20 protein-coding genes are annotated in these 24,017 nt (G+C 66.6%); 10 read left to right on the top strand and 10 right to left on the bottom strand.

The window, feature by feature from the left end; genetic code table 11:
• Nucleotides 1-153 precede the first annotated feature (153 nt).
• Nucleotides 154-1,413, top strand: coding sequence for an MFS transporter (locus ACR9ZJ_RS12895; protein ID WP_481287974.1), 1,260 nt, complete (start codon nucleotides 154-156; stop codon nucleotides 1,411-1,413).
• On the opposite strand, the gene ACR9ZJ_RS12890 is transcribed toward ACR9ZJ_RS12895, so the two are convergent.
• The 3 genes from ACR9ZJ_RS12890 to ACR9ZJ_RS12880 are packed head-to-tail and all read right to left on the bottom strand — an operon-like array spanning nucleotide 1,388 to nucleotide 3,751.
• Entirely contained in the window at nucleotides 1,388-2,278 is an 891-nt protein-coding gene (locus ACR9ZJ_RS12890) for a LysR family transcriptional regulator (protein ID WP_481287973.1), read from the bottom strand. The genes ACR9ZJ_RS12895 and ACR9ZJ_RS12890 overlap by 26 nt on opposite strands.
• A gap of 4 nt (nucleotides 2,279-2,282) precedes the next feature.
• Entirely contained in the window at nucleotides 2,283-3,149 is an 867-nt protein-coding gene (locus tag ACR9ZJ_RS12885) for an acyl-CoA thioesterase (protein WP_481287972.1), read from the bottom strand.
• Between the two features lie 47 nt (nucleotides 3,150-3,196).
• Nucleotides 3,197-3,751, bottom strand: coding sequence for an N-acetylmuramoyl-L-alanine amidase (locus tag ACR9ZJ_RS12880; RefSeq protein WP_481279916.1), 555 nt, complete (start codon nucleotides 3,749-3,751; stop codon nucleotides 3,197-3,199).
• A 45-nt stretch (nucleotides 3,752-3,796) separates the two neighbouring features.
• On the opposite strand from ACR9ZJ_RS12880, the gene ACR9ZJ_RS12875 reads away from it, so the two are divergent.
• The 3 genes from ACR9ZJ_RS12875 to ACR9ZJ_RS12865 all read left to right on the top strand — a co-directional run bounded on the left by ACR9ZJ_RS12875 (nucleotide 3,797) and on the right by ACR9ZJ_RS12865 (nucleotide 6,959).
• A complete protein-coding gene (locus ACR9ZJ_RS12875; protein ID WP_481287971.1) occupies nucleotides 3,797-4,315 on the top strand; it encodes an alpha/beta hydrolase in 519 nt (172 codons plus the stop codon).
• Nucleotides 4,312-6,456 carry a bifunctional 23S rRNA (guanine(2069)-N(7))-methyltransferase RlmK/23S rRNA (guanine(2445)-N(2))-methyltransferase RlmL gene (rlmKL, locus tag ACR9ZJ_RS12870; RefSeq protein WP_481287970.1) on the top strand — a complete coding sequence of 715 codons (2,145 nt, stop codon included), beginning with the start codon at nucleotides 4,312-4,314 and terminating at the stop codon, nucleotides 6,454-6,456. The genes ACR9ZJ_RS12875 and rlmKL overlap by 4 nt, the downstream gene beginning before the upstream one ends.
• Nucleotides 6,457-6,533: 77 nt before the next feature.
• Nucleotides 6,534-6,959, top strand: a complete 426-nt coding sequence (locus tag ACR9ZJ_RS12865; protein WP_481279919.1) for a hypothetical protein — start codon at nucleotides 6,534-6,536, stop codon at nucleotides 6,957-6,959.
• A gap of 71 nt (nucleotides 6,960-7,030) precedes the next feature.
• Here ACR9ZJ_RS12865 and ACR9ZJ_RS12860 read toward each other — a convergent pair whose 3' ends face one another.
• A complete protein-coding gene (locus ACR9ZJ_RS12860) occupies nucleotides 7,031-7,471 on the bottom strand; it encodes a DUF6491 family protein (protein ID WP_481279920.1) in 441 nt (146 codons plus the stop codon).
• Between the two features lie 182 nt (nucleotides 7,472-7,653).
• On the opposite strand from ACR9ZJ_RS12860, the gene egtB reads away from it, so the two are divergent.
• A complete protein-coding gene (gene egtB, locus ACR9ZJ_RS12855) occupies nucleotides 7,654-8,922 on the top strand; it encodes an ergothioneine biosynthesis protein EgtB (RefSeq protein WP_481287969.1) in 1,269 nt (422 codons plus the stop codon).
• Entirely contained in the window at nucleotides 8,919-9,902 is a 984-nt protein-coding gene (gene egtD / locus ACR9ZJ_RS12850) for an L-histidine N(alpha)-methyltransferase (RefSeq protein WP_481287968.1), read from the top strand. The genes egtB and egtD overlap by 4 nt, the downstream gene beginning before the upstream one ends.
• A 168-nt stretch (nucleotides 9,903-10,070) precedes the next feature.
• Here the strand turns inward: egtD and mfd are convergent, their stop codons facing one another.
• From mfd to ACR9ZJ_RS12825, 5 genes are all read right to left on the bottom strand, one after another.
• Nucleotides 10,071-13,520 (bottom strand): transcription-repair coupling factor, encoded by a 3,450-nt coding sequence (mfd, locus tag ACR9ZJ_RS12845; protein ID WP_481279923.1) that lies wholly within the window; start codon nucleotides 13,518-13,520, stop codon nucleotides 10,071-10,073.
• 80 nt (nucleotides 13,521-13,600) lie between these two features.
• Nucleotides 13,601-14,509: a cation diffusion facilitator family transporter gene (locus ACR9ZJ_RS12840; RefSeq protein ID WP_481287967.1), complete on the bottom strand. Its 909-nt coding sequence runs from the start codon at nucleotides 14,507-14,509 to the stop codon at nucleotides 13,601-13,603.
• 36 nt (nucleotides 14,510-14,545) lie between these two features.
• Nucleotides 14,546-15,052, bottom strand: a complete 507-nt coding sequence (locus tag ACR9ZJ_RS12835) for a Slp family lipoprotein (protein ID WP_448098252.1) — start codon at nucleotides 15,050-15,052, stop codon at nucleotides 14,546-14,548.
• A 28-nt stretch (nucleotides 15,053-15,080) separates the two neighbouring features.
• Nucleotides 15,081-15,983 (bottom strand): 23S rRNA (adenine(2030)-N(6))-methyltransferase RlmJ, encoded by a 903-nt coding sequence (locus ACR9ZJ_RS12830; RefSeq protein WP_481287975.1) that lies wholly within the window; start codon nucleotides 15,981-15,983, stop codon nucleotides 15,081-15,083.
• A 147-nt stretch (nucleotides 15,984-16,130) separates the two neighbouring features.
• Nucleotides 16,131-16,766: an NAD(P)-dependent oxidoreductase gene (locus ACR9ZJ_RS12825; RefSeq protein ID WP_481279927.1), complete on the bottom strand. Its 636-nt coding sequence runs from the start codon at nucleotides 16,764-16,766 to the stop codon at nucleotides 16,131-16,133.
• 115 nt (nucleotides 16,767-16,881) lie between these two features.
• Here ACR9ZJ_RS12825 and ACR9ZJ_RS12820 point away from each other — a divergent pair, with 115 nt between their 5' ends.
• Nucleotides 16,882-17,787: a LysR family transcriptional regulator gene (locus tag ACR9ZJ_RS12820; RefSeq protein WP_481287966.1), complete on the top strand. Its 906-nt coding sequence runs from the start codon at nucleotides 16,882-16,884 to the stop codon at nucleotides 17,785-17,787.
• On the opposite strand, the gene ACR9ZJ_RS12815 is transcribed toward ACR9ZJ_RS12820, so the two are convergent.
• Nucleotides 17,788-18,321: a DUF6630 family protein gene (locus ACR9ZJ_RS12815; RefSeq protein ID WP_429199730.1), complete on the bottom strand. Its 534-nt coding sequence runs from the start codon at nucleotides 18,319-18,321 to the stop codon at nucleotides 17,788-17,790.
• 410 nt (nucleotides 18,322-18,731) lie between these two features.
• On the opposite strand from ACR9ZJ_RS12815, the gene ACR9ZJ_RS12810 reads away from it, so the two are divergent.
• The 3 genes from ACR9ZJ_RS12810 (at nucleotide 18,732) to ACR9ZJ_RS12800 (ending at nucleotide 23,886) form a co-directional block, all read left to right on the top strand.
• Nucleotides 18,732-21,119: a TonB-dependent receptor plug domain-containing protein gene (locus ACR9ZJ_RS12810; protein WP_481287965.1), complete on the top strand. Its 2,388-nt coding sequence runs from the start codon at nucleotides 18,732-18,734 to the stop codon at nucleotides 21,117-21,119.
• 11 nt (nucleotides 21,120-21,130) lie between these two features.
• The gene (locus tag ACR9ZJ_RS12805; protein WP_481287964.1) at nucleotides 21,131-23,260 is read left to right on the top strand and encodes a M28 family peptidase; all 2,130 of its coding nucleotides are present in this window, start codon (nucleotides 21,131-21,133) and stop codon (nucleotides 23,258-23,260) included.
• Between the two features lie 206 nt (nucleotides 23,261-23,466).
• Nucleotides 23,467-23,886 (top strand): hypothetical protein, encoded by a 420-nt coding sequence (locus ACR9ZJ_RS12800; protein ID WP_481279931.1) that lies wholly within the window; start codon nucleotides 23,467-23,469, stop codon nucleotides 23,884-23,886.
• Nucleotides 23,887-24,017 lie beyond the last annotated feature (131 nt).

The raw sequence follows: 24,017 nt of genomic DNA, 5'->3' as shown, positions 1-24,017 counted from the left end.
CTGGCCCGCTGCCGGGGGATCGCCGACATGGTCGGCCCCCACCAGGGTGAGGGATTTCGATGGGCGGCCACCCGAGGTGGTCATACTTGAAACATATCGAAGCGGAGCTTTCACTATATCGATTCGACTCAATTCAGGGATTAGCCTTTCCGTATGGCTCTTTCCCTGGAGGTTCCCGTGGACGGCTCGTCGTCCGCCGCGCCGGCGGTGCTCGTGGATCGGCGCATTCGTCACGGCACGCCGGCGTTCCGGCGTACCAATCTCGCCTTGTTCTCGTCGGGCTTCGCGACGTTCGGGCTGCTCTACTGCGTGCAGCCCCTCATGCCCGCGTTCTCCAGCGCATTCCATGTGGACGCGGCGGCGAGCAGCCTGTCGCTCTCGCTGACCACCGGCGTGATGGCGGTAGCGATGTTGTTCGCCGGTGCGCTCTCGGACGCGTGGGGTCGCAAACCCATCATGCTGGCGTCGCTGCTGGGCTCGTCGATACTCGTGCTGTTGACCGCGATGGCACCGAACTGGACATCGCTGCTGGTCTTGCGTGCCGTGTTGGGGCTCACCCTGGCCGGCCTTCCCGCCGTGGCGATGACCTACCTGAGCGAAGAAGTCCACGGCGAATCGATCGGCTATGCGATGGGACTCTATATCGGCGGCAACGCCATCGGCGGCATGAGCGGGCGCATCCTCTCCGGCTTCGCGGCGGATCACGCGTCGTGGCGCGTGGCTGTCGGCACGATCGGTGCCTTGGGCCTGATCGCGGCGTTCCTCGTGGCGCGTGGATTGCCGCCATCGCTGCATTTCCAGAAGCGTCGCGCCCATCCGCGCGTGCTGGCGGACGCGTTCGTTTCGTTGTGGCGCGACAAGGGCTTGCCGTGGCTGTTCGCGGAGGGATTCCTGTTGATGGGGGCCTTCGTCACCATCTACAACTACGTGGGATACCGCTTGCTCGCACCGCCATTTTCGCTCTCGCAATCCCACGTGGGCGCGATCTTCATGGTCTACCTGGTCGGCGTCGTCGGCTCGGCGTGGATCGGATCGGTCGCGGGGAGACTCGGCCGCCGTCGCGTGCTCTGGGCCACCCTGCTGATGATGCTGGCTGGCGTGGCGTTGACGGCGAGCGGATCGCTCTGGGCCATCGTGGCCGGTATCGCCGTGATGACCTTCGGCTTCTTCGGTGGGCATTCCATCGCGAGCAGCTGGGTTGGCAATCGTGCACCCTTCGCCAAGGCGCACGCCTCGTCGTTCTACCTGTTCTCGTACTACATGGGTTCCAGCATCGCCGGCTCGCTCGGTGGCATCGCGTGGACCCATGGTGGCTGGGCCGGCGTCGCGGGCTATGTCGCCGTGCTCGTCCTGCTCGGCCTCGGCATCGCGTTGAAGCTGCGCGGGCTCACGCCTTTAGCATCAGCTTCATGAAGGCTTTCACCAGCGGCGATGTGTCGTCGCGGCGATGCGCCAGGTACAAGGCGCTCGCCGCGTCGGGTGAATCGATGGTGACGTAAGCCACCCCGTTCACTTGCACGTGGCGCATCGATTGCGGCAGCACGGCAACGCCCATGCCCGCGGCGACCAGGCCGATCATGGTCGACGATTCCCCCGCTTCCTGGGAGATGCGTGGCGAGAAGCCCGCATTGCGGCACATCGTCAACAACTGGTCGTGGATACCGGTGCCCGCCGCGCGGGTGAACACGATGAAGTGTTCATCGGAGAGTTCTTCCATGCGCAACTTCGCACGCTTGCGCCGTGCCAGCGGATGGTCGGCGCGGATCACGGCGACCAGCGGATCGTCCATCACCTTGCGTGACACGAGGGGCGCGGGAAGCACGGCGCCACGAATCAGTCCCAGCTGCTGGCGATCGTCGAGCAGGCACTCGATCTGCTGCAGCGTGTTGCGTTCCTGCAGTACCAGCCGTACCGAGGGATAGGTTTCGCGGAACGCGCGGATCGCTCGCGGGAAGCGCTCGATCAACGGCGTGCTGCGCGTGAAGCCCACCTGCAATTCACCGATCTCGCCGCGTTCGGCGCGGCGTGCCATGTCTCCGGCATCGTCCACGCGCGCGACGATGTCTTTGGCGGCGTCGAGGTAGGCCCGTCCCGCATCGGTGAGTTCGACACGCCGGTTGGTCCGGCGCAGCAGGCGCACGCCGAGCATGCCTTCCAGGTCGCGGACCTGCTGGCTGAGCGGCGGCTGGGAGATGCCCAGTCGCTCGGCGGCGCGGCTGAAATGGAGCTCGTCGGCAACGGCGATGAAATAACGCAGGTGCCGCAGCTCGATGTTCACGCGATCAGCCCGGGCGGACGCGGATCAGGCCTTCCTGCGCGGTGGACGCCACGAGGATGCCGTCGCGGGTGTAGATCATGCCGCGTGCCAGGCCACGCGCACCCTGCGAAGTCGGGCTGTCGAAGGAGTACAGCAGCCATTCGTCGATGCGGAACGGACGGTGGAACCACAGCGCGTGGTCCAGGCTGGCCATCTGCATGTTGCGGGTGAGATAGGAGATGCCATGCGGCAAGGTCGCCGTGCCGATCAGGTGGAAGTCCGACGCGTAGGCGAGCAGGGCCTGGTGCAACGACAAGGTGTCGTTGATCGGCGCGGTGAGACGGAACCAGATGTGCTGGTAGGGAGGCCGCTTGGCCGGGCGCAGTTCGTCGCGCGGCCAGACGTGGCGGAACTCGAACGGACCGTCGATACCGAGCCAGCGCTGGGTCTTCTCCGGCAGGCGGCTCAACTGTTCGAGCGACATGGCCGGCATCGGCTCGACGTCCTCTGGCGCCGGGACTTCCGGCATCGACATCTGGTGTTCGTAGCCTTCCTCCGGTTCCTGGAACGAGATGGAACCGTTGAGGATCGGCTGGCCATGCTGGATCGCGACGACGCGGCGCGACGAAAACGAGCCGCCATCGCGCGTGCGTTCCACGCTGTAGACGATGGGTGCGTTGATGTCGCCGGCGCGCAGGAAATAGGCATGCAGGGAATGCGCCTCGCGCTTCGGGTCCACCGTGCGTTGCGCCGCCGACAAGGCCTGGCCGAGCACCTGGCCGCCGAAGACGAAGCGGGTGCCGATGTCGCGACTCTGTCCACGGAAGAGGTTGTCTTCCAGACGTTCGAGTTCGATCAGCTCGACGAGTTCGCCGACATGGTTGTCCGACATGGGGATCCTGGTAAGCGGTGGCGCGATGGGCGGCCAGTATAACGGGGCTAGCCGGCCAGCCGGCCCAATCGTCCCGCGTCGTACGCCCTGGCCCAGGGGAACTGCGGGCCGGGGTCTCGCTTGCGTGGCACTTCGTTATCGGGGTCGTCGCTGGCGGGCACCATGGCCGTGTCCAGGTCCTCGTGGCCGGCGATGTGGCGCAGCGAGGGGAAGCGCTCCACGAGGTGGTCGAGCAGGGCGCGCAAGGCGGCTATCTGGCGCTCCGGGTAGGGCTCGGTCATGGTCTGCCGCGCGGAGTGGAACCAGTCCGGATAGCGGCCGGTGTTCACCAGTTCGATGCCGATCGACCGCGGATTGTAGCCGCGGGTGTGGTGGGCCACGCGTAGCGGGTCCACGTAGCACAGCACCGAGCCGTCGCGGTCGATGTAGTAGTGGCCACTGTTGCCCGCCCCGGAGTCGTGGAGCACGCGCTCGCCGTACTCGCGGGCCATGGCCAGGTCGGGCAGTTCCGTGCAGTGGATCACCACGAGGTCGATGGACCCGGGTTCCCGCTGGGGGAGGATGGACTCGTAGGGCAGGGGGGCGTGAAGGATGTCGATCATGCCGCTTTGATAACATAGGCGGTCATTCCGCGTACGGAGACCGCCATGCGCGGCCACATCATCCTTTCCCACGGTTCCGATTCCGGTCCCGACGCCACCAAGGTCAGCGCGCTCGCCGCCTTGGCCGAAACGCTGGGCTGGACCACGGCGCGGCCCGATTACCGTGAGGACGACGCACTCGGCCACGCCGGTTCGGTCGACCCCCGCCTTGCCCGCCTGGCGGCCGCCATCGCCGCTTCCCCACGGCCCCCGGTGCTGGTCGGTTCGAGCATGGGCGCGTTCGTTTCGGGCCTGGCCTCGCTGGACGCGCCCGTCGCCGGGCTGTTCCTGCTTGCCTTGCCTGCGCGCATCCCGGGTTATTCCCGGACGTTCGGCGCCCGGCCGGGCGTGCCGTCGTTCCTCGTGCATGGCTATGCGGATGACGTATGCCCGCTCGACGAGGCGCTCGCCTTCGCCCGTGGCCACGCCATGCCGGCCCTGCTGGTCCAGGACGACCACCGCCTGGCGGCGACGCTGCCGGACATCGAAGCAGAATTTCGCCGCTTCCTGGGCGGTTTGGCATGAGCGCCTTCTTCGCCACCTGTCCCAAGGGGCTGGAATACCTGCTCAAGGACGAACTCATCGCCCTGGGCGCCGGCGACGTGCGCGAGGCGCTGGCCGGTGTGTCGTTCACCGGCACGATCGAGACGGCCTATCGGGCCTGCCTCTGGTCGCGCATGGCCAGCCGGGTGCTTCTGCCGTTAGCCGAATTCGACGCCGCCGATCCGGACGCCCTCTACGCCGGTGTCCAGGCCATCGACTGGGCCGAGCACCTCGCCGCGCATGGAACGCTGGCGGTCGATGCCAACACCGCGCAGAGCAAGCTCACCCACAGCCAGTTCATCGCGCTGAAGACCAAGGACGCCATCGTCGACCAGTTCCGCGCCGCCAGTGGCGCGCGGCCCGACGTGGACCCGGAGGAACCGGACGTGCGGGTGAATGTACGCCTGCGCCGCGACCGCGCCACGCTGTCGATCGACCTCTCCGGGCTGCCCCTGCATCGCCGTGGCTGGCGCGAGCAGCAGGGCGAGGCCCCGCTGAAGGAAAACCTCGCCTCCGCCATGTTGGTGCGAGGCCAGTGGCCACGCATCTACGCCGAGGGCGGCGCGCTGGTCGATCCGATGTGCGGCTCGGGCACCTTGCTGATCGAGGGTGCGCTGATGGCCGCCGACGTGGCACCGGGCTTGCGCCGCGGCTACTACGGCTTCCTGGGCTGGCGTAAGCACGACTACACCCTGTGGCGCGGCATCTACGACGAGGCCAAGGCGCGCGCCGAGGAGGGCTTGCGGGCGCTGCGTCCGGTGTTCTTCGGCAGCGATTCGGACCCGCACATGGTGCAGACCGCCAAGCGCAACGCGCAGAGCGCGGGTGTCGCGGGATTCATCCATCTCGACCGCCGTGACGCCGCCCACGTGGAGCCGCCGCCGGAAACGCCGCTGGGCCTGGTCATCACCAATCCTCCCTACGGTGAGCGCCTCGGCGATCGCGCCGAACTGCCCGGCCTCTACCGCGACCTCGGCCAGGCGCTGAAAGACCGCTTCGGCGGCTGGCGCGCCGCCGTGCTGTCCGGCGACGAGGAATTGGGGCGCGCGTTGCGCCTGAGTCCGGACAAGCGCTACACCTTGTTCAACGGTGCGCTGGAGACCCCGCTGCTGACCTTCGCCCTGCGTGCCCGGGACGAAGCGCCGCGCGAGGCGAAGCCTTTGTCCGAAGGCGCGCAGATGCTGAAGAACCGGCTGGAGAAGAACGTCCGCCACCTGCGCAAGCGCCTCACCCGCGAGGGCATCACCTGCTGGCGCGCCTACGACCAGGACCTTCCCGAATACGCCGCGGCCATCGACGTCTACGAGAACTGGCTGCACATCCAGGAATACAAGGCGCCGCAGGACATTCCGGTGGACGTCGCGCGCCTGCGCATGCGCGAGATCGTGCGCGTGGCGGGCGAGGTCCTGGGCGTTCCCCGTGAACGGATCGCGGTGAAGACACGCGAGCGTGGCAAGGGCGGTTCGAAGTACGGCCAGTTCGACCAGAAGGGCGAGTTCGTCGAGGTCCACGAGGGCGGCCTGTCCTTCCTGGTCAACCCGACCGATTACCTCGACACGGGCCTGTTCCTCGATCACCGGCTGGTCCGGGCGAAAATCCGCGAACTCGCGGCCGGCAAGCATTTCCTGAACCTGTTCGCGTACACGGGCACCGCCAGCGTCTACGCCGCCGCCGGCGACGCCCGCGACACCACCACGGTGGATCTCTCGGGCACCTACCTGGACTGGGCCTCGCGCAACCTGGCCCTGAACGGCTTCACCGGAAACCGCCACCGTCTGGTCCAGGAGGACTCGCTGACCTTCCTGCAGAGCCGCTCGATGCAGTACGGCCTGATCTACGTGGACCCGCCGACCTTCTCCAACTCCAAGAAGGCCGACGACTTCGACGTCCAGCGCGACCACGTGAAGCTGCTGCTGTTGTGCGCCGAGCGCCTGTTGCCGGATGGAGTCATTGTTTTCTCGAACAATTACCGCCGTTTCCAACTTGATCGGGCGGCCCTGGAACCCCACTTCTCCATCGAGGACTGGAGCGCACCGAGCATTCCGTTCGACTTCGCCCGGCGCCACGATATCCATGGCTGCTGGCTGCTTCGGAAGCCCTTCGTGAATCCGTGGCAAACGTGAACGGTCGGTCGAAAAAACTTCAGTCCGGATTCAGTGCCGGAGCGCGAATCTGCGTCCAACACCCGGAGGTAACTGTCATGAAAGGTACGTTCGTCAAGTCGGCTCTCGCCATCGCCGCTGCGGGTCTGATGGCTTTCGCGCCGAGCGCGTTCGCCCGCGGACACGGCTACTACGGCGGCGGCTACCATGGCGGTTACGGCTATCACGGGGGTTATGGCTACCACGGTGGTTATTACGGTCGTGGCCACTACGACAACGCGGGCCGCTGGATCGCCGGCGCGATCGTGGCCGGCGCGGTCGTCGGCCTGGTTGCCAACGCCACGGCGCCGCGCACGGTCGTCTATGATCGGCCGGTCTACTACGATCGCCCGGTCTACTACAGCCGTCCGGCCACGGTCGTCTATGAAGATGCGCCGGTCGTCACCCGCCGCGTAACCACCACGACGACCTACGTCGACGACGGTTACGGTGGCACGCGCTACATTCGCGACGACGGTTATTGATCGAACCGGCACATGGTAGGAAGACGAAGAGCCCGGCCAATGGCCGGGCTCTTTCGTTTGCTACACCCTGTTCACGGCACCATTCCGTTGGGTTCCGCTCCCGAGCCGTGCCGCTTCGCCTTCTTGGCGAGCTTGTCGAACTCGGCCTTGTCGATCGTCTGTACGGACTGAATCTGGCACGGGGGATCGTCGCGGCGGACGATCTGCTCGTTGATGCCGCCACAGATGCGCATGGAACCGATGGCCTTGTCGCTCTCCGAGGCGCGGAAGTGGATGCCACCGCCAAGATCCATGCGCGGGCAGGCCACGGTCGTCTTGACCAGGAAGTGGTTGGGTCCATTGCGGACGGTGACGGTGCTGTCGTCGATCACGTTCCATTCGTTGATGCGGTCGGTGCGCAGGCAGTCGGCGAAAGGGAGTTCCTTCCGCGCCTGGGGAGGCGCACCGGAGCCTTCGGCGTGGACGCCGACGGTGACGAGCAGGGAGGCGGCGAGCAGGTAACGGAGGTTCATGGCCATACCCTCGGAGTGGGGCTTCCACGTTAAGCCCGAATGGGCGTGGAGGCGAGAGTTTATGCGGGACCGGCGCTCCTGCCGTTAAGCCGCCGGCAGGGTCCGCTCACATTTGTTGAACGGTTGCTCGGGCATCGTTCGCGAATGTCAGTGGCGACCGTCCCTCGCACAGGACCCCATGCATGAGCACGCCCACGCTCGGCCTCGATATAGCGCCCCAGGCCGGCTCGGACCTCGCCCATCGCTTCCTTCGGATTCGACGGCGCAGCACGGAACTGGCGGCGCGGCTCTCGCCGGAAGACACCGTCATCCAGTCCATGCCCGATGCCAGCCCGGCCAAGTGGCACCTGGCCCATACGACCTGGTTCTTCGAACATTTCGTACTGGGCCGCGACGCTGATTACGAACCGCGCCATCCCGAATGGCATTACCTGTTCAATTCCTACTACCAGTCGGTGGGACCGATGCACGCCCGGCCGCATCGCGGCATGCTGACCCGGCCGGGCCTCGACGAGGTGCTGGCGTATCGGCGCCGCGTCGACGAGGCGGTCGCGGAGCGCATCGTGCGTGGCGACGACGCCATGCTTCCTTCGTTGATCGAACTGGGTGTGCAGCACGAACAGCAGCATCAGGAATTGCTGCTTACCGATATCAAGCACGCGTTCGCACAGAATCCGTTGGAGCCCGCGTATGCGGCGGAGGTCGCGCATGCGGTTCCCGTCGTCGCGCAGCCGCTGCGCCATGTTCCTTTCGATGAAGGCGTGGTGACGATCGGTCATGAAGGGACCGGCTTCGCCTTCGACAATGAAGGACCACGGCATCGGGCGTATCGGCAGGCGGGGACGATCGCCAATCGCCTCGTGACCAATGCCGAGTACATGGCCTTCGTGCGCGACGGCGGATATCGCGATCCGCTGCTCTGGCTTTCCGATGGTTGGGCCACGGTGCAGGCGGAACACTGGTTCCGGCCCCTGTATTGGGACGACGCCCTTGAGACCGAATTCACCTTGCATGGCCGCCGTGAGATCGATCCTCATGCGCCCGTATGCCACCTGAGTTACTTCGAGGCCGATGCATTCGCGCGCTGGGCCGGTGCTCGCCTGCCCACGGAAGTGGAGTGGGAAACGATGGCCGCGGAACTCCCCGTGTGTGGGAACCTTCAGGACAACGATGTGTTCCAACCCCGTGCCACATCGTTCGAGACGACGCTCGGACAGATGTACGGCGACGTTTGGGAATGGACGATGAGCCCTTATGTCAGTTACCCGGGCTTCCGGCCGCTGGCTGGCGCACTGGGCGAATACAACGGGAAGTTCATGAATGGTCAATGGGTGTTACGAGGCGGATCCTGCGCCACTCCCGCCGACCATATTCGTGCGACGTACCGAAATTTCTTTCCTCCCCACGCCCGTTGGCAGTTCGCGGGGATACGACTTGGAAACGATCGATGAGCGCTCAACCGAAAGACATCCGCGTCGATGACCGGCACCCGGATGTCGAAGACACCCTCGATACCGTTCGCCGCGGCCTCGCCGCGAAGCCAAAGAGACTCCCATCGCGATTGTTCTATGACGAGCGCGGATCGGCCCTGTTCGAAGCCATCTGCGGACAACCCGAGTATTACCTCACCCGTACCGAGATCGCGATCATGCGCGAGCATGCGGGCGATATCGCGGACACCCTCGGCCCCGACGTCCGCCTCGTGGAATACGGCAGCGGCAGCGGCATCAAGACACGCATGCTGCTTGAGCACCTGCACACCCCGGTGGCCTACGTGCCGGTGGAAATCTCCCGAACCGCCTTGATGGAAAGCGTGGCCGACCTGGCGACGCGTTTTCCGGACGTGCCGATGCAGCCGGTCTGTGCCGATTTCACCCAACCGTTGCGTCTTCCCGTCGCAACGCGTTCGCCCCGCCGTACGGTGATCTATTTCCCCGGCTCCACCATCGGCAATTTCGAAACCAAGGACGCCGTTCGTATCCTTCGCCAGATGCGCACGGAGATGAGCGACGGTGGCGGCATCATCATCGGCGTGGACCTGAAGAAGGATCCCGCCGAGATCGAGGCGGCATACAACGATGCCGCGGGTGTCACCCGCGACTTCACGTTGAACATGCTGGTGCGGTTGAACCGCGAGATCGGCGCGGACTTCGACATCGAAGGCTTCAGGCATCGTGCGCGTTATAACGCGATGGCCGGGCGCATCGAGACCGACCTGGTGAGCACGAAGCGCCAGGACGTGCACGTGGGCCACGATACCTTCGCCTTCCGCGAAGACGAGGCGATGCGCGTGGAGTACAGCTGCAAGTATTCGCTGGACGATTTCGCCCAGATGGCGCACAAGGCGGGATTGTCGGTGGAAAAGGTATGGATGGACGAAGCGCGCCGCTTCAGCGTGCAGTACCTGGTGCGGGCTACGCCGGTGGCTTGAGGCCGCCGGGGGCTTCAGGCCGGATTGAATCGCCGACAGGGTCGGCTTCCACCGGGCTAAAAGCATCGCCGACAGGGTCGGCTCCCACCAGGTCGAGGTATCGCTGCTGGCCCGGTGGGAGCCGACCTTGTCGGCGATCCGGCCATGCCGCGCCCCACCGGGTCGCAGTCACCCGGGCCGCGGCGCCCCGAGCGCCACCAGCACATCCTGCGCCGTGCGGATACGCTCCGCCGATCCGGGAAGCTCCAGGATCACGCGCAGCTTGTCCTGGCCGTCCATCTTGAACACCCTCGGCTGCTGCTGGATCAGCTTGATCAGGGCCATCGGGTCGATGTCCGGCTTCTCGCGGAAGGTGACGCGGCCGCCGTTGGCGCCGAAGTCGAGCTTGCGGATACCCAGCGGCGTCGCCATCAGCTTCAGCTGGGCCACCGCGAACAGGCACTTCGTCTGGTCGGGCAGCAAGCCGAAACGATCGATCATCTCCACCTGCAACTCACGCAGTCCGTCATCGTTCCGCGCGCTGGCGATACGCTTGTACAGGGTCAGGCGCGTGTGCACGTCGGGCAGGTAGTCTTCCGGGATCAGCGCGGGCAGATGTAGCTCCACCTCGGTCTCGTGCTCGGAGGTGAGGTCGAAGTCCGGTACCTTGCCGGACTTCAGCGCGCGCACCGCGCGGTCGAGCAGTTCGGTATACAGGCCGAAGCCGATTTCCTGGATCTGCCCCGACTGTTCCTCGCCGAGCATCTCGCCGGCGCCGCGGATCTCGAGGTCGTGCGTGGCCAGTGTGAAGCCCGCACCCAGTTCCTCCAGCGAGGCCAGGGCCTCGAGGCGCTTCTCGGCGTCAGCCGTCATCGAGCGGCGGTCGGGCACGATGAGATAGGCATAGGCGCGGTGGTGCGAGCGGCCCACGCGGCCACGCAGTTGATGCAGCTGGGCGAGGCCGAAGCGGTCGGCGCGGTTCACGACGATCGTATTGGCCGTGGGAATGTCGATACCCGACTCGATGATGGTGGTGGACACCAGCACGTTGAACCGCTGGCGATGGAAGTCGGCCATCACCTGTTCCAGTTCGCGTTCGGGCATCTGTCCATGGGCGATGCGGATGCGCGCTTCGGGAACGAGTTCCGCCAGTTCACGTGCGGTGCGCTCGATCGACTCCACTTCGTTGTGCAGGAAATACACCTGGCCGCCACGGGCCAGCTCGCGCTGGATCGCCTCGCGGACGAGCGCCGGCTGATACGTGGAGATCAACGTGCGCACGGCGGTGCGATGGGCGGGCGGCGTGGCGATGATGGAAAGATCGCGCAAGCCGCTCATCGCCATGTTCAAGGTGCGCGGGATCGGCGTGGCCGTGAGGGTGAGCAGGTCGACCTCGGCGCGCAGCTTCTTCAACTGTTCCTTCTGGCGCACGCCAAAGCGTTGCTCTTCGTCGACGATGACGAGCCCGAGGTTCTTGAAACGGATATCGGGCTGGAGCAGCTTGTGCGTGCCGACCATCACGTCCACCTGGCCATCCGCCAGTCGTTCGAGGGCGAGATCCACTTCCTTCTTCGACTTGAAGCGTGAAAGCACGTCCACGCGCACGGGCCAGTCGGCGAAGCGGTCGGCGAAGTTGCGGTAGTGCTGCTGGGCGAGGAGGGTGGTCGGAACCAGCACGGCCACCTGCTTGCCCGCGGTCGCGGCGGCGAACGCGGCGCGCAGCGCCACCTCCGTCTTGCCGAAACCGACATCGCCGCAGACGACGCGGTCCATGGCACGCGGCGCGGCGAGGTCGGTGATGACGGCATCGATCGCCGCCTGCTGGTCGGCGGTTTCCTCGAACGGGAAGGTCGCCGCGAATTCCTCGATCATCTGCCGGTCGACCGACAGGGACTCGCCCTGGCGGGCTTCGCGCTGTGCATAGATCGCCAGCAATTCCGCCGCCACGTCGCGCACCTTCTCGGCGGCACGCTTCCGCGCACGCTCCCAGGCGTCGCCGCCGAGCGAATGCAGCGGCGCCAGTTCCGGCGCCGTACCCGTGTAGCGGCTGACCAGGCCCAGCTGGGCCACGGGCACGTAGAGCTTGTCGCCCTTGGCGTATTCGATGGTCAGGAATTCGCCGGGCATGTCGCCGACATCGAGCGAGACGAGCCCTTGGTAACGGCCCACGCCATGGTCGATGTGCACGATGGGCGAGCCGATCGACAGTTCGGTGAGATCCTTGATGATGCTTTCGGGATCGCGTGCCGCCCCCGCGCGTCGCTTGCGGTCCGTGCGGACGCGCTCGCCGAACAACTCGCGCTCGGTGAGCACCGTGAGCGCCGGCTTGGCCAGCGCGAAACCCTGTTCCAGCGAAGCGGCGGTGATCGCCAGCGATTCGCCGCGCGCGAGGAAGTCCTTCCAGCCGTCCACGTTCGCCGGCTTCAAGCCCGCGCCGGCCAACTGTTCGATCAGTGCCTCGCGCCGGCCCGCCGAATCGGCGGCGATGAGGACGCGGCCGGGATAGCTGGCGAGGAAATGGCGCAACGCCGTGCCCGGTTCCTCGCCCTTGCGGTTCAACGGTACGTCGGGGGCCGGCAGCGTGCCCAGGTCCACGGCGTGCTCATGGTCCTTCGGGACCACGTCCACGCGGACCTGCTTGTTCAAGCGCTCGCGCAGTTGCTCCGGCGGCAGGTAGATCTCGTTCGGCGGTAGCACGGGCCGCTCGATGTCGTGCGCACGCTGGTCATAGCGCTCGGTGGTCTGCGCCCAGAACTGCTCGGACGATTCCAGCGCGCCTTCACCCAGCACGAACATCGCGTCGCCGGCGATGTAGTCGAACAAGGTCTCGGTGGCCGGGAAGAACAGGGGCAGGTAATACTCGATGCCACCAGGCGTCACGCCTTCCTTCATGTCCTGATACAGCGGGCAGCGCCGGATGTCGATCGGGAAGCGCCCGCGCAGGTTGCTGCGGAAGTTCTTCGCGGCGTCCTCGGTCAGCGGGAATTCGCGCGCGGGCAGCAGGTCCACGCCTTCGACCTGGTGCTGGGAGCGCTGGGTTTCGGTGTCGAAGGTGCGGATCGATTCCACTTCGTCGTCGAACAGTTCCACGCGATAGGGCTCGCTCGCGCCCATGGCGTAGATGTCGATCAGCGCCCCGCGCACCGCGAAGTCGCCCGGTTCGCTCACCTGCGGCACGTTCCGGTAGCCCGCGGCTTCGAGCCGGCGCTGCTCGGCGATGAGATCGAGTTTCTGTCCCTTGCGCAGCACCAGGCCGGAGCCCGTGATGTGCGTGCGCGGCGCGATCCGCTGCATCAGTGTCGCGACGGGCACCACGAGCACGCCACGCCGCGTGCTGGGCAGCCGATACAGCGTGGCGACGCGCTGCGACACCACTTCCGGATGCGGGCTGAAGACGTCGTAGGGCAGGGTCTCCCAATCCGGGAAGTGCAACACCGGCAACTCGCCGGCGAACACGGCCAGTTCGCTTTCGAGGTTGTCGGCGCTGCGGGTGTCGCGTGCCACTACGACCAGCAGGCCGTCGTGGGCGCGGGCCGCCTCGGCGATCTCGAGCGCCCAGGACGAGCCGTGGGGGACGGCCCAGTAACGGCGGGTCTTGGCGTTGACGGGGAGCGGGGGGCGAGGGAGCGCTACGGGCATGGAGTCGGGCAGGAGCCTTGCGGACAAGCCGTCGATTGTACTACCTGCCCGTGAAGGCGCCTTGCGCGGCGGCCCTGGGTTCAGTCGGCGTAGTCGGGCTCGAAGAAGCTCCAGCGCACGTCCTTGAACTCGGCCTTGAAGTCGGCTTCGACGATGTTGATCGCCTCGATCATGGCCCGGGCGGTCGGCGCGGCGGCCATTTTCGCCTTGATCGCCACCATGACGTCGGTGCCCATCTGCAGGGTGAGCACGTTGTAGACGGTGTCGATCTCGGGGCGGCCCTCCAGGAAGGCGACCATCGCGGCACGCTGTTTCGGCTCCACGCCCTGGCCGATCAGCAGGGCCTTCACCTCGATGGCGACCGCCACCGCGACCACGATCAGCAGGACGCCGATGGCGATCGTGCCGAGCGCGTCGAAGAACAGGTTGCCGGTGACCATGGTGAGCACGACGGCGAGCAGGGCCAGGCAGAGGCCGATCAGCGCGGCCAGGTCTTCGCCGAAGATCACCAGCAATTCGCTGGCGCGGGTCTCCCGGAACCATTGCCAGATCGAGCGGCCTTCACGCGCCTTGTTCACTTCCTGCATGCAGCCATGCATGGAAACGCCTTCGGTAACGATGGAGAACGCCAGCACGCCGACGGCCAGCCAGGCCCATTTGAGGGGTTCCGGGTGGGTCAGCTTATGCACGCCTTCGTAGATCGAGAACATGCCGCCCACGCTGAAGAGCAGGATCGCCACGAGGAACGACCAGAAATACAGGGCGCGACCCCAGCCGAGCGGGTAGTCCGGCGAGGGCGGCCGCTTCGCCTGGCGCATGCCCAGGAGCAGCAGGCCCTGGTTGCCGCAGTCGGCGAGCGAATGCACGGCCTCGGCGAGCATCGCGCCCGAGCCGGTGAAGATCGCCGCGACCAGCTTGGCGATGAAGATGGCGAAGTTGGCCCCGAGCGCGAGGAAGATGGCGCGCTTCGAATCGGCGTGTCCCGACATGTGAGTCCCTGTCCCGCGGTGGTGAATCGCAGGATCTTACCGTATGACGCCGACACCCACGCCGAAGCTCACGTTGGGATGTCCGCCGGACATTTCCTTGGCCGTCCAGACGTGTGACTGGTTCACGGAGACGAGCGGGAACGTGTACTGCGCCTGGCCGACATTGCCGGTGCGGGTGCCGTTGAGGCGCCCGGCGATGGTGACCAGCGATCCGGCCGGGTAATCGAGGCTTTCGACGTAGCCAGGCATGGCGGCGATGAAACGGCCGTTGCCGGTGTCGTTCGCCTTGGGGCGCTGCGAACCGTCGAGTGGGTAGGCGAGCACTTCGATCTCGCTGTGATCGGAGAAGTTGCGCACGTTGACGATGCGGCCGCCCCAGATCACGTCGGCGCTGCCATAGCGCTCCGGTTCGCGGGCGACCTGGGCAGGCGGCACGGCGACGTTGCTCGCCGTTGGCTTGTAGATCGGCGCGGGCGCGCAGCCGGCGAGGGCGAGGGTCAGCAAGGCGGCAGGGACGGCGAGACGGACGATGGTCGGGCGCATGGGTCGACTCCTGGCGTGTGGAGCGACTTTACCGCCTTCGGACTGAATGAGGTGACTGCGGACCGTGGGCAGGTGCTTCATCTTTGCCTTCCTCGACCAGCCAGGTCAGCCGGTATTCGGATTCGCCTGGGGTGCCGAGCAGCTTGGGCAGCACGCGCAACGAATCGCGCAGCACTTCATCGAGTTTCCACGGCGCGTTCACGATGGCCACGCCGGTGCCGTTGAGGCGCAGCGGCGAGTCGTCCGGGCGCAGCAGCACTTCGGCGACCAGCACCCGCTTCGCCCCGCTCTTGCCGAGCCAGCGGTGGAAGGGCTGCACCTGGCTGCGCAGCTTGATCGGGTACCAGATGGCATAGATGCCGCCGGGCCATTTCTCCATCGCCGCCTTGAGCGCTTTCTCGATGACCCGGAACTCCATCTCCTGCGACTCGAAGGGCGGGTCGATGAGTACGAGCCCGCGTTTCTCCTTGGGCGGCACGAAGGCCTTCATGGCCTCGTAGCCATCGCGCTGGTGCACGTGCACGCGCGGGTCGTCATGGAACAGCTGGCGCAGCTGGTCCGATTCGCCGCTCTGCAGTTCGCATAGCTGGGCGGAATCGCCCTCGCGCATCAGATGTGCGGCGATCCAAGGCGAACCCGGGTAATAGCGCATCGATTCGTCGCCGGCGTTGCAGGCGCGCACCACGTCCAGCCATTTCCACAACAGCGGCGGCAGGCCGCTGGCGGTCTTCAGGATGCCGAAACCGTCGTCGGATTCGGCGGTTTTGCGCGCCTCGGCGCCGCGCAGGTCGTAGCGGCCGCGGCCGGCGTGGGTGTCGATGTAGCAGAAGGGCGAACTCTTCTGCTTCAGCGAGTCGATCAGGGCCACGAGCACCATGTGCTTGAGGACATCGGCAAAATTGCCGGCATGGAAGGCGTGGCGGTAGTTCATCCGGGGAGTATAGCGGTCGGTATCCTGGCCCGCTGCCGCGGGATCGCCGACAAGGTCGGCTCCCACCAGGCCCGGATCGCCGGCAGGGAGCGGCTCCCACGGTGCCCTGCTCTGGTGGGAGCCGACCCTGTCGGCGATTGGGAGTCCTCAGTACGCCAAGGTCACCCGCTTCTTCGCCGCATCCCCTTTTTCCAGACGATCGAGCACACCGATGGCGAAGTCGGCGATCGAGATCCGGCTGTTCCCTTCGGCATCCACCAGCAACTGGTCGGCGCCCACGCGATAGGAGCCCGTGCGTTCCCCTGGCGCGATCACGGCCGCCGGACTGATATAGGTCCAGTCGATGTCCGCCTTGCTGGCGCGGAACACCGCCAGCGCCTCGATCTGGGCATTCGCCGATGGCTTCCACTCCGCCGGGAAGTGGGCGTCGTCGATCACGCGGACGCCGGGGGCGACCTCCAGGCTGCCGGCGCCGCCGACCCAGGCGAAGCGGCGCACGCCCGCCGACGAAAGCGCATCCAGCAGGACGGCGGCCTGCTTCGGCACATTGGCCGGGTCGGCGTGGTCGTTGAGGCTGGCGATGGCGGCGTCGGCACCGGGAAGGGCGGCCGCGAACGAGGTGGGGTCGGAGACATCGCCCTTGACCACGGTCAGGGCGGCGTGCCGCGCGGCGACCCGTGCGGGATCGCGGACGACGGCGGTGACCGCGTGACCGCGGGCCAGGGCTTCGTCGAGGATGACCTTGCCGATGTTGCCGGTGGCGCCGAACAGGACGATCTTCATGGTGGAATTTCCGTGGGAAGGGATGTGGCTAGCATGCGCTCCTGATCGTTCACAGGAAACGCGCAATCCATGGATTCATCGTAAAGTAAGACTTTACGATGAATCGGAAACCGGCATGGCCGACGTCAACCTCAACCGCCTCGCCGTCTTCGTGACGCTCGTCCGGGCCGGCTCGTTCACCGCCGCCGCCCAGCAACTGGGCAGCACCAAGGCGATGGTGAGCCAGCACCTGGCGAAGCTGGAAGAAGAGCTCGGCGTGCAACTGGTGGTGCGCAGCACCCGGCGGATGTCGCTGACCGATGCCGGCGAGCGCTTCCACGAGGACTGTGCCCGCGTCCTCGCCGATGCGGAGGCGGCCATCGCACAGCTGGGCGAGTGCCGCGACACGCCGATGGGCGGCCTTCGTGTCGCGGCCGCCGGAGACCACGGCCCCTCGATCGTGGCGCCCGCGCTGGCCGACTTCGCAGCGAGGTTTCCGCAGGTCAAGGTGGAACTGGTGACCAGCGACAGCATCGTCGACCTCATCGCGGAGCGCTTCGACCTGTCGATCCGTATCGGCTGGCTGCGCGATTCCAGCCTGCGGGCGGCGAAGCTGGCGAGCTTTCGCCAGTGCCTCGTCGCCTCGCCAGCTTACGTCGCGAAACATGGCGCGCCACGGGTACCCGAAGACCTCGCCGCGCATGCCTGGATTGCGCTTACCGTGCTCTCTTCGCCCAACCGCTGGACCTTCTTCAGCGCGGGCGGCGAGACGGAACACACCGTGCAAACACGCACCGTGGCCAGCGCCAACAGCACGCTCGGCGTGCACGCCTTCGTCGCGGCGGGCCTCGGCGTATCGGTGCTTCCCGATTATCTCGTCGACGAGGGCATCTCGGCTGGCAGGCTCGTGGCCTTGCTGCCCCGCTTTCGTCTTCCGGAAGGCGGCGTGTACGCGGTCTATCCGGGCAAGCAGCCCCCGGTGAAAGTGCGTGCCTTCATCGACCTGCTGAAGGAGAGGCTGGCTCGTCCGGATAGCCGATAGTCAGGTCACCTGGCTGCCGAGGCGAAGGTTGATGCCCAATTGCGTCGCCACCAGGCGCATCTGCTCGTCGTCGCGCGAACTGGTGATCCAGCCGGCATAGACGTCGTCATCCGCTTCGCGCGCCCACAGCGTATAGCCGTGCTGGTTCAGCTGGTCGAAAGCGCGCGAGAAGATCTCCGCGCCGTCGATGTCCTCGTGGAACTCGTCGTCGTCCGGATCGCCATCCCAGTCGATGTCGATGTTCCACCGGCTTGCGAGTTCCTTGATCGCATCCACCAGGGCGCGGGTATCGTCCGCGTCCACTTCGAAGCCCGAGCGCCAGTCCGTCACCCGGCCGACGATGCGTATCGGGTCTTCGTCGCCTTCTTCCTCGACTTCATCGCGATAGGCGGAGAACTGCTGCATCGCCCCGTCCTCGTCGCCGGGATTGATGAGCAGCAACAGGTGCCAGACCTGGGATTCGACGGAGTCGTCGCCGTCCTCCGCATCGTCGGGGTCGCGCTCGTTCTCGAAATCGTCGTCGTACGAAGTCATGGGCCGGTGTCGTTCGATGGGGAGGGCGACAGTATCGCCCATCCGGCACGGCGGGGGATTGGACGTCCGAACGGGCGGTTGACAAACGTTCGTTGCGGTGCAACAAATAAGCTTCGCAAGATTCCCGCCAAGGCGACCCCACCCCCAGTGAACGCACATCAGCAGCGCGTGACCACCATCCCGACGATCCTCGCGGCCGCACCGCGATGTCCGGCGATGCGTGCGTGCTGTTGTCGTTGTCGACCGGGCTGATCCGCACGCCTCGCCCCTAGCGCCACGGGCGCTGGCGCGTTCCGCGGCCTGACCGCGGCTCCATTCCATCCGTTTTTCCGGCCGTCATGGTCCCGGCATGCGTTCACGCATCGCCGCCGCATGGCCGCCGATGCTCATCGTCCAGGGGACATCCACCCATGCATTCGCTCGTCCGTCGCCGTCGCCACCCTTTGTTCCTCGCCCTGGTTGTTGCCTTCGGAGTGCCCGCGCTCCAGGCCCAGGACGCCCCCCGCGCCAGCCAACTCGATACCGTGATCGTCACCGGGACGCGCAGTACCGAGCGCACCGTGTCCAGTTCGCTACAGCCGATCGACGTCATCACGCCGCAGCAGCTGCAACAGACCGGTGCCACCCAGCTCACGGCGGCGCTGGCCCGGCTGGTGCCTTCGCTGAACTTTCCGCAGCCGACCACCATCAGCGGAGCCGAGGTGGCTCGCCCGGTGACGTTGCGTGGCCTCAGCCCGGACCAGGTGCTCGTGCTGATCGACGGCAAGCGCCAGCACACCGGGGCGTTCCTCAATCTTGGCGGCGCCATCGGCCGCGGTTCGAATCCGGTGGATCTCAATGCCATTCCCGTGTCCGCCATCGAGCGCATCGAGGTGCTCCGCGACGGACAGTCCGCGCGCTATGGCTCGGACGCCATCGGCGGGGTGATCAACGTGATCCTCAAGAAATCGGGGCAGGGTGGACAGGTCACCGCCAAGTTCGGCGGTTACGACGCCGGCGATGGTCTGCAACGCCAGCTCACCGCCGATACCGGTTTCAAGCTGGGCGACAAGGGCTCGATCCATGTCGCCATCGATACGCAGAACAACGATGGCACCAATCGCGCGGGCCGGGATCGCACCGCCGCCTCGGTGGGTAGCACGTATGGCCAGAAGGTGTACTGGCTGGGCGATCCGGCGGTGCAGTCGAACAAGGTATCGCTGGTGGGGCAATACGCCTTCAGCAAGGCGATCGAGGTGTATGTCGAGGCGCTCTACCGGCGCGACCGCGACGAGACCGCCAGCCTCTACCGCCATCGTGGCGACTCCACCAATGTCACCGCGATCTATCCGAACGGCTACCTTCCTGTCGGCATCCCCATCGTCAACGACGCCAGCATCACGGCGGGGATACGTGGACAGCTTGGCGAGGGCTGGCACTACGACCTCTCGGCCACCCATGGTTCGAACGAGTACGACCAGCGCAGCCACGCGATCAACGCCGACTGGTACCGCGCCTTCGGCTACACCCCGTTCTTCATACAGGGAGCCGATTACAAGACGAACCAGCAGACCGGCAACCTCGACATCGGCAAGGAATTCTCGCCTTCGTGGCTGCCCAACCCCGTGAGCGTGTCCTTCGGCCTGGAATACCTGCGGCAGGGCTACAAGGTCAGCCCGGGCGACGCCGTGTCGCAGTACGGTCCGAACGGCGGCATCACCGGCGACCTGCAGGGCAACTGGCAGCGGCACGACGTGTCGGAATACATCGATCTGGAGACGAACCTCACCGATCGCTTCGCGTTGTCGCTGGCGGGCCGCCACGAGCATTACAGCGATTTCGGCGGCACCACCTCGGGTTCCTTGTCCGGACGCTTCGATTTCAACCCACGGGTGGCGTTGCGCGGCAGCGTCGGCACGGGATTCCGTGCGCCGACGCTGGTCCAGCAGCACTACGCCGATATCTCCTCGCAATTGCAGGATCTCGGGCAGGGCCAGGTGCTCGTGCAGTCGGGTACGTTTCCGGTCGACGCGCAGGCGGCGAGCCTGCTCGGCGCTGAAAAACTCAAGCCGGAAAAATCGCGCAGCGCCACGCTGGGCCTCGTGCTTGAGCCGCTCGGTGGCTGGAACGTGAGCGTCGACGCGTACTGGATCAAGATCACCAATCGCATCAACCTCTCGTCGAACATCCCGGTGAACACGCCCGCCGTGAACGCCTATCTCGCGTCCGCCGGCGTCGATGTGAACTACCAGTCGATCCGCTATTTCACCAACGCGGTGGATACGCGCACGCGCGGTCTCGACTTCGTGAGCCAATACGCCTTCGACTTCGCCAACGGCGATCGCCTCAACACCACCGTCGGCTGGGCATACAACGAGAACGAGGTGACCAAGGTCAAGCCGAATCCGGCGATCCTCGACGAACTGGGCGTAGCCGTGCAGCGCGTGGAGCGCCGCGAGCGGCTTGGCCTGCTCGGTGATACCAATCCACGCACGAAGCTGGACGTGGGCCTGGATTACCTGCATGGCAGCTGGGCGGGACACGCGAACGTGCAGCGCTACGGCGACTACACCGTGTACAGCAATAGCGGCAATGCGCTGGACCAGAACTTCGACCACCGCTGGACCCTCGACCTCTCGGCCGACTACACCATCGACCAGTGGACCTTCACGGCTGGAGCGGACAACGCGTTCAACGCACGACCCGAGCAGACCAAGTTCGCCAACTCCACCGGCGGCAATTTCAAGTACAGCCTGTTCTCGCCTTTGAGCTGGAACGGCAGGTACTACTACGCCAGCGCGACCTATCGGTGGAACTGATGGACGTGCGCGTGTTTCTGCCTGTCCTCCTGCTGGCGCTATCCGGGTCCGTCGCGGCACAGGCCGCGCCGCCACTGACCGGTTTCACCACGGCGTCGTCAGCGGTGGAACGCGACGTGGAGCGGCGAATCGATGCATCCATCGACGCGGCCGACCTCGACGGCTGGCTACGCCGCCTTGCCTCCGCGCCGAACCAGGTCGGTTCGCCGCACGACAAGGAGAACGCGGACTTCATCGCCGCCCGCCTGCGCGAGTGGGGCTGGCGGGTGACGGTCGAACCGGTCCGGGTCCTCGTGGCCTATCCATCGGTACAAAAACTTGCCTTGGCGGGCGCCGGTGGCTATGTGGCCGATTTCACCGAGCCCGCCGTCGACGGCGACGCCGACACGAAACGCACGGAAGGCGTGCTTCCCGGCATGGAGTCGTACAGCCCGGATGGAACGGTGGATGCGCCGCTGATCTTCGTCAACGAAGGCCTATCGAAGGACTACGACGATCTCGAGCGCACCGGCCAATCGGTGCGCGGCAAGGTCGTGCTGGTGAAATCCAGCGGTGCCGGGCGATGGGTGAAGCCGAGGCTGGCGCAGCAACATGGCGCGGTCGGCGTCGTGATTTATTCCGACCCCGAAGCGGATGGTTTCGCCAAGGGCGATGTCTATCCGACCGGCGCATGGCGCACGCCGCGCACGGTCCAGCGCGGCACCCTCGGCATCGACAGCGTGCTGGACGCGTCGGCCGCGAAGACCATCCAGGCCGAGAAACGCACCGGCGACCTGGGGATTCCCGTCGTCACGATCGGCTATGGCGATGCCGAGCATTTCCTTCGCGCCCTGGGCGGGCCGGTCGTGCCGAATCGCTGGCAGGGCGGGTTGCCCTTGACCTATCACGTCGGCGGCGATGCGCAGGTGCACCTGGAAGTCCGCTCGCCGTGGGAGTGGCGCACGCTCTACAACGTCATCGCGAGCCTGCCCGGCAGCGAGTATCCGGACGAGTGGGTGATCCGCGGGGTGCACCATGATGCCTGGGTGTATGGCGCATGGGACCCGCTGGCCGGAACCACGGCCCTGCTTGCGGAGGCGCGGGCCATCGGCGAACTCGCCAAGGCCGGCATCCGGCCGAAGCGGACGCTGGTTTTCGCCAGTTGGGACGGTGAGGAGCTGGGCATCCTCGGGTCGAAGGCGTGGGCCGAACGGCATGCGGCGGAGCTGTCGCGCAAGGCGGTCTTCTATCTCAACAACGACACCACGGGCCGTGGCTTTCTCTCCACCGCCGGCGATCCTTCGTTAGCCTCCCTGGTCGACGAGGTGGCGGGGGATCTTCGCGATCCGGAAACCGGTGCCAGCGTGCGGGAGCGCCGCGACGCGAAACGCGCGGTGGATGCCGCGGAGAAGGGCAAGGACGTGGAGGGGCCGATCGTGCCGCCGCGGCTCGGCACTGGCTCGGATTACCTGCCTTTCGCGCACCGGCTCGGCGTCCCGTCCCTGCATGTGCGCTATGGCTACGACCGCGACGGCGATGAAGAGAGCGTTCCGGTCTACCACTCGCTGTACGACACCTATGCGCATTACCAACGCTTCGGCGACCCTGGACTGAAGTACGTGAACCTGCTGGCGCGTACCAACGCGCGCCTGGCCCTGCGCGTGGCCAACGCCGACGTGCTGCCCTGGCGCTACACGGCGTTCGCGGAATCGCTGGGCCGGGACATCGAGCGGCTGGCGGCCAGCGTGGCGACGACTCGTCGTGACGCGGTCCGCCACAACACGCTCGTCGACAGCGGCGCCTACCGTCTGGCGGAGGTGGCTTATCGTGGCTTGCGGCCACCTGCGCGGGTGGACGACCGTTGGCAGGAGGTCGATCTCGGTCCGCTGCGTGACGCGCAGCGCGGGCTGCTCGCTGCCGCGCGCGCCTACGACGGCGCCGCGGGTGCCACGGGCGATCTTCCGTCGAAACGGCGGGATGCCGTGAACCGGGCCCTGCGCGAGGTCGCGCCCGCGTTCGTGCAGGCATCCGGCCTTCCGCGGCGCCCCTGGTACCGGCACCTCCTGCAGGCGCCCGGCCGCAGGGAAGGCGAGGACGTGGCGCCGTTGCCCGCGATCGGCGATGCCATCGATGCGCGCGCCTGGGACGAGGCGTCGGCGTAGGTCACGGCCACGGCCGAGGCCACCCGCCGGGCGACGGCGGCACTGGTGAAGGCGACCGATGCCCTCTCGAAGGGCCGCTGACCGCCCCGTCGTCCCCACGGGACCCGCCCAATTTTCTTATTGACCGGGCGGGATAAACGCGTTCTTCTTGGTTTAGCCGTCCATTCGGCGCGGTCCGCAAGGGCCGGCATCAAGGGGGAAAGCCTATGAACGCGGTAACTTTCGTTCGGGCGACGGGAGTCGCCCTCATTCTGGTATGTGCCGCGGGCAATGCGGCGGCCCGGTCGGACGAGACGCCGCCGGATACGATCTGCACCGTGCTGGGCACGGCGGAGAGGTACGTGGGCACCACGGTCACGGTTCGTGGCGTGGCCGCCACGGAGGGCAAGGTGACCATGCTGTCCGACGCGCAGTGCAAGGGCACGGTGAGCCTGAGCATGGACGACGGTTCCGTCCGCAAGCGGGACGTCTCGGCGTTCCGGCGCACCGTGACCGGCAAGGGCGCTCGTGCCGATGCGACCGTCTTCGGCCGCTTCAAGGCCACGGGTGACGCGAAGGCGCCTTACGCCATCGACGTGTACAGCGTCCGCGACGTGAACGAGCTTCCGGCGGCCGAGGGCGGCTGACCCGCGGCCCGGCCAGACCGCCGCCGCGGGGCCCCCGGGGGGGGCCCGCCGGCGGGGCGGGGCGGGCGGGGGGGGGGCCGCGCCGCCCCCCCCCCCCCCGGGGGGGGGGGGGGGGGGGGGGGGGGGGGGCG

The organism is Luteibacter sp. KNZ12-1A, assembly GCF_056755675.1.
The sequence above is the reverse complement of the archived record's forward strand: the minus strand, read 5'-3'. Positions and strand labels throughout refer to the sequence as shown.

Coding starts and splice junctions, on each gene's coding strand:
- ACR9ZJ_RS12895 (WP_481287974.1), top strand. CDS start 154: ATGGCTCTTTCCCTGGAGGTTCCCGTGGACGGCTCGTCGTCCGCCGCG.
- ACR9ZJ_RS12885 (WP_481287972.1), bottom strand. CDS start 3,149: ATGTCGGACAACCATGTCGGCGAACTCGTCGAGCTGATCGAACTCGAA.
- ACR9ZJ_RS12880 (WP_481279916.1), bottom strand. CDS start 3,751: ATGATCGACATCCTTCACGCCCCCCTGCCCTACGAGTCCATCCTCCCC.
- ACR9ZJ_RS12875 (WP_481287971.1), top strand. CDS start 3,797: ATGCGCGGCCACATCATCCTTTCCCACGGTTCCGATTCCGGTCCCGAC.
- rlmKL (WP_481287970.1), top strand. CDS start 4,312: ATGAGCGCCTTCTTCGCCACCTGTCCCAAGGGGCTGGAATACCTGCTC.
- ACR9ZJ_RS12865 (WP_481279919.1), top strand. CDS start 6,534: ATGAAAGGTACGTTCGTCAAGTCGGCTCTCGCCATCGCCGCTGCGGGT.
- ACR9ZJ_RS12860 (WP_481279920.1), bottom strand. CDS start 7,471: ATGAACCTCCGTTACCTGCTCGCCGCCTCCCTGCTCGTCACCGTCGGC.
- egtB (WP_481287969.1), top strand. CDS start 7,654: ATGAGCACGCCCACGCTCGGCCTCGATATAGCGCCCCAGGCCGGCTCG.
- egtD (WP_481287968.1), top strand. CDS start 8,919: ATGAGCGCTCAACCGAAAGACATCCGCGTCGATGACCGGCACCCGGAT.
- mfd (WP_481279923.1), bottom strand. CDS start 13,520: ATGCCCGTAGCGCTCCCTCGCCCCCCGCTCCCCGTCAACGCCAAGACC.
- ACR9ZJ_RS12840 (WP_481287967.1), bottom strand. CDS start 14,509: ATGTCGGGACACGCCGATTCGAAGCGCGCCATCTTCCTCGCGCTCGGG.
- ACR9ZJ_RS12835 (WP_448098252.1), bottom strand. CDS start 15,052: ATGCGCCCGACCATCGTCCGTCTCGCCGTCCCTGCCGCCTTGCTGACC.
- ACR9ZJ_RS12830 (WP_481287975.1), bottom strand. CDS start 15,983: ATGAACTACCGCCACGCCTTCCATGCCGGCAATTTTGCCGATGTCCTC.
- ACR9ZJ_RS12825 (WP_481279927.1), bottom strand. CDS start 16,766: ATGAAGATCGTCCTGTTCGGCGCCACCGGCAACATCGGCAAGGTCATC.
- ACR9ZJ_RS12820 (WP_481287966.1), top strand. CDS start 16,882: ATGGCCGACGTCAACCTCAACCGCCTCGCCGTCTTCGTGACGCTCGTC.
- ACR9ZJ_RS12815 (WP_429199730.1), bottom strand. CDS start 18,321: ATGACTTCGTACGACGACGATTTCGAGAACGAGCGCGACCCCGACGAT.
- ACR9ZJ_RS12810 (WP_481287965.1), top strand. CDS start 18,732: ATGCATTCGCTCGTCCGTCGCCGTCGCCACCCTTTGTTCCTCGCCCTG.
- ACR9ZJ_RS12800 (WP_481279931.1), top strand. CDS start 23,467: ATGAACGCGGTAACTTTCGTTCGGGCGACGGGAGTCGCCCTCATTCTG.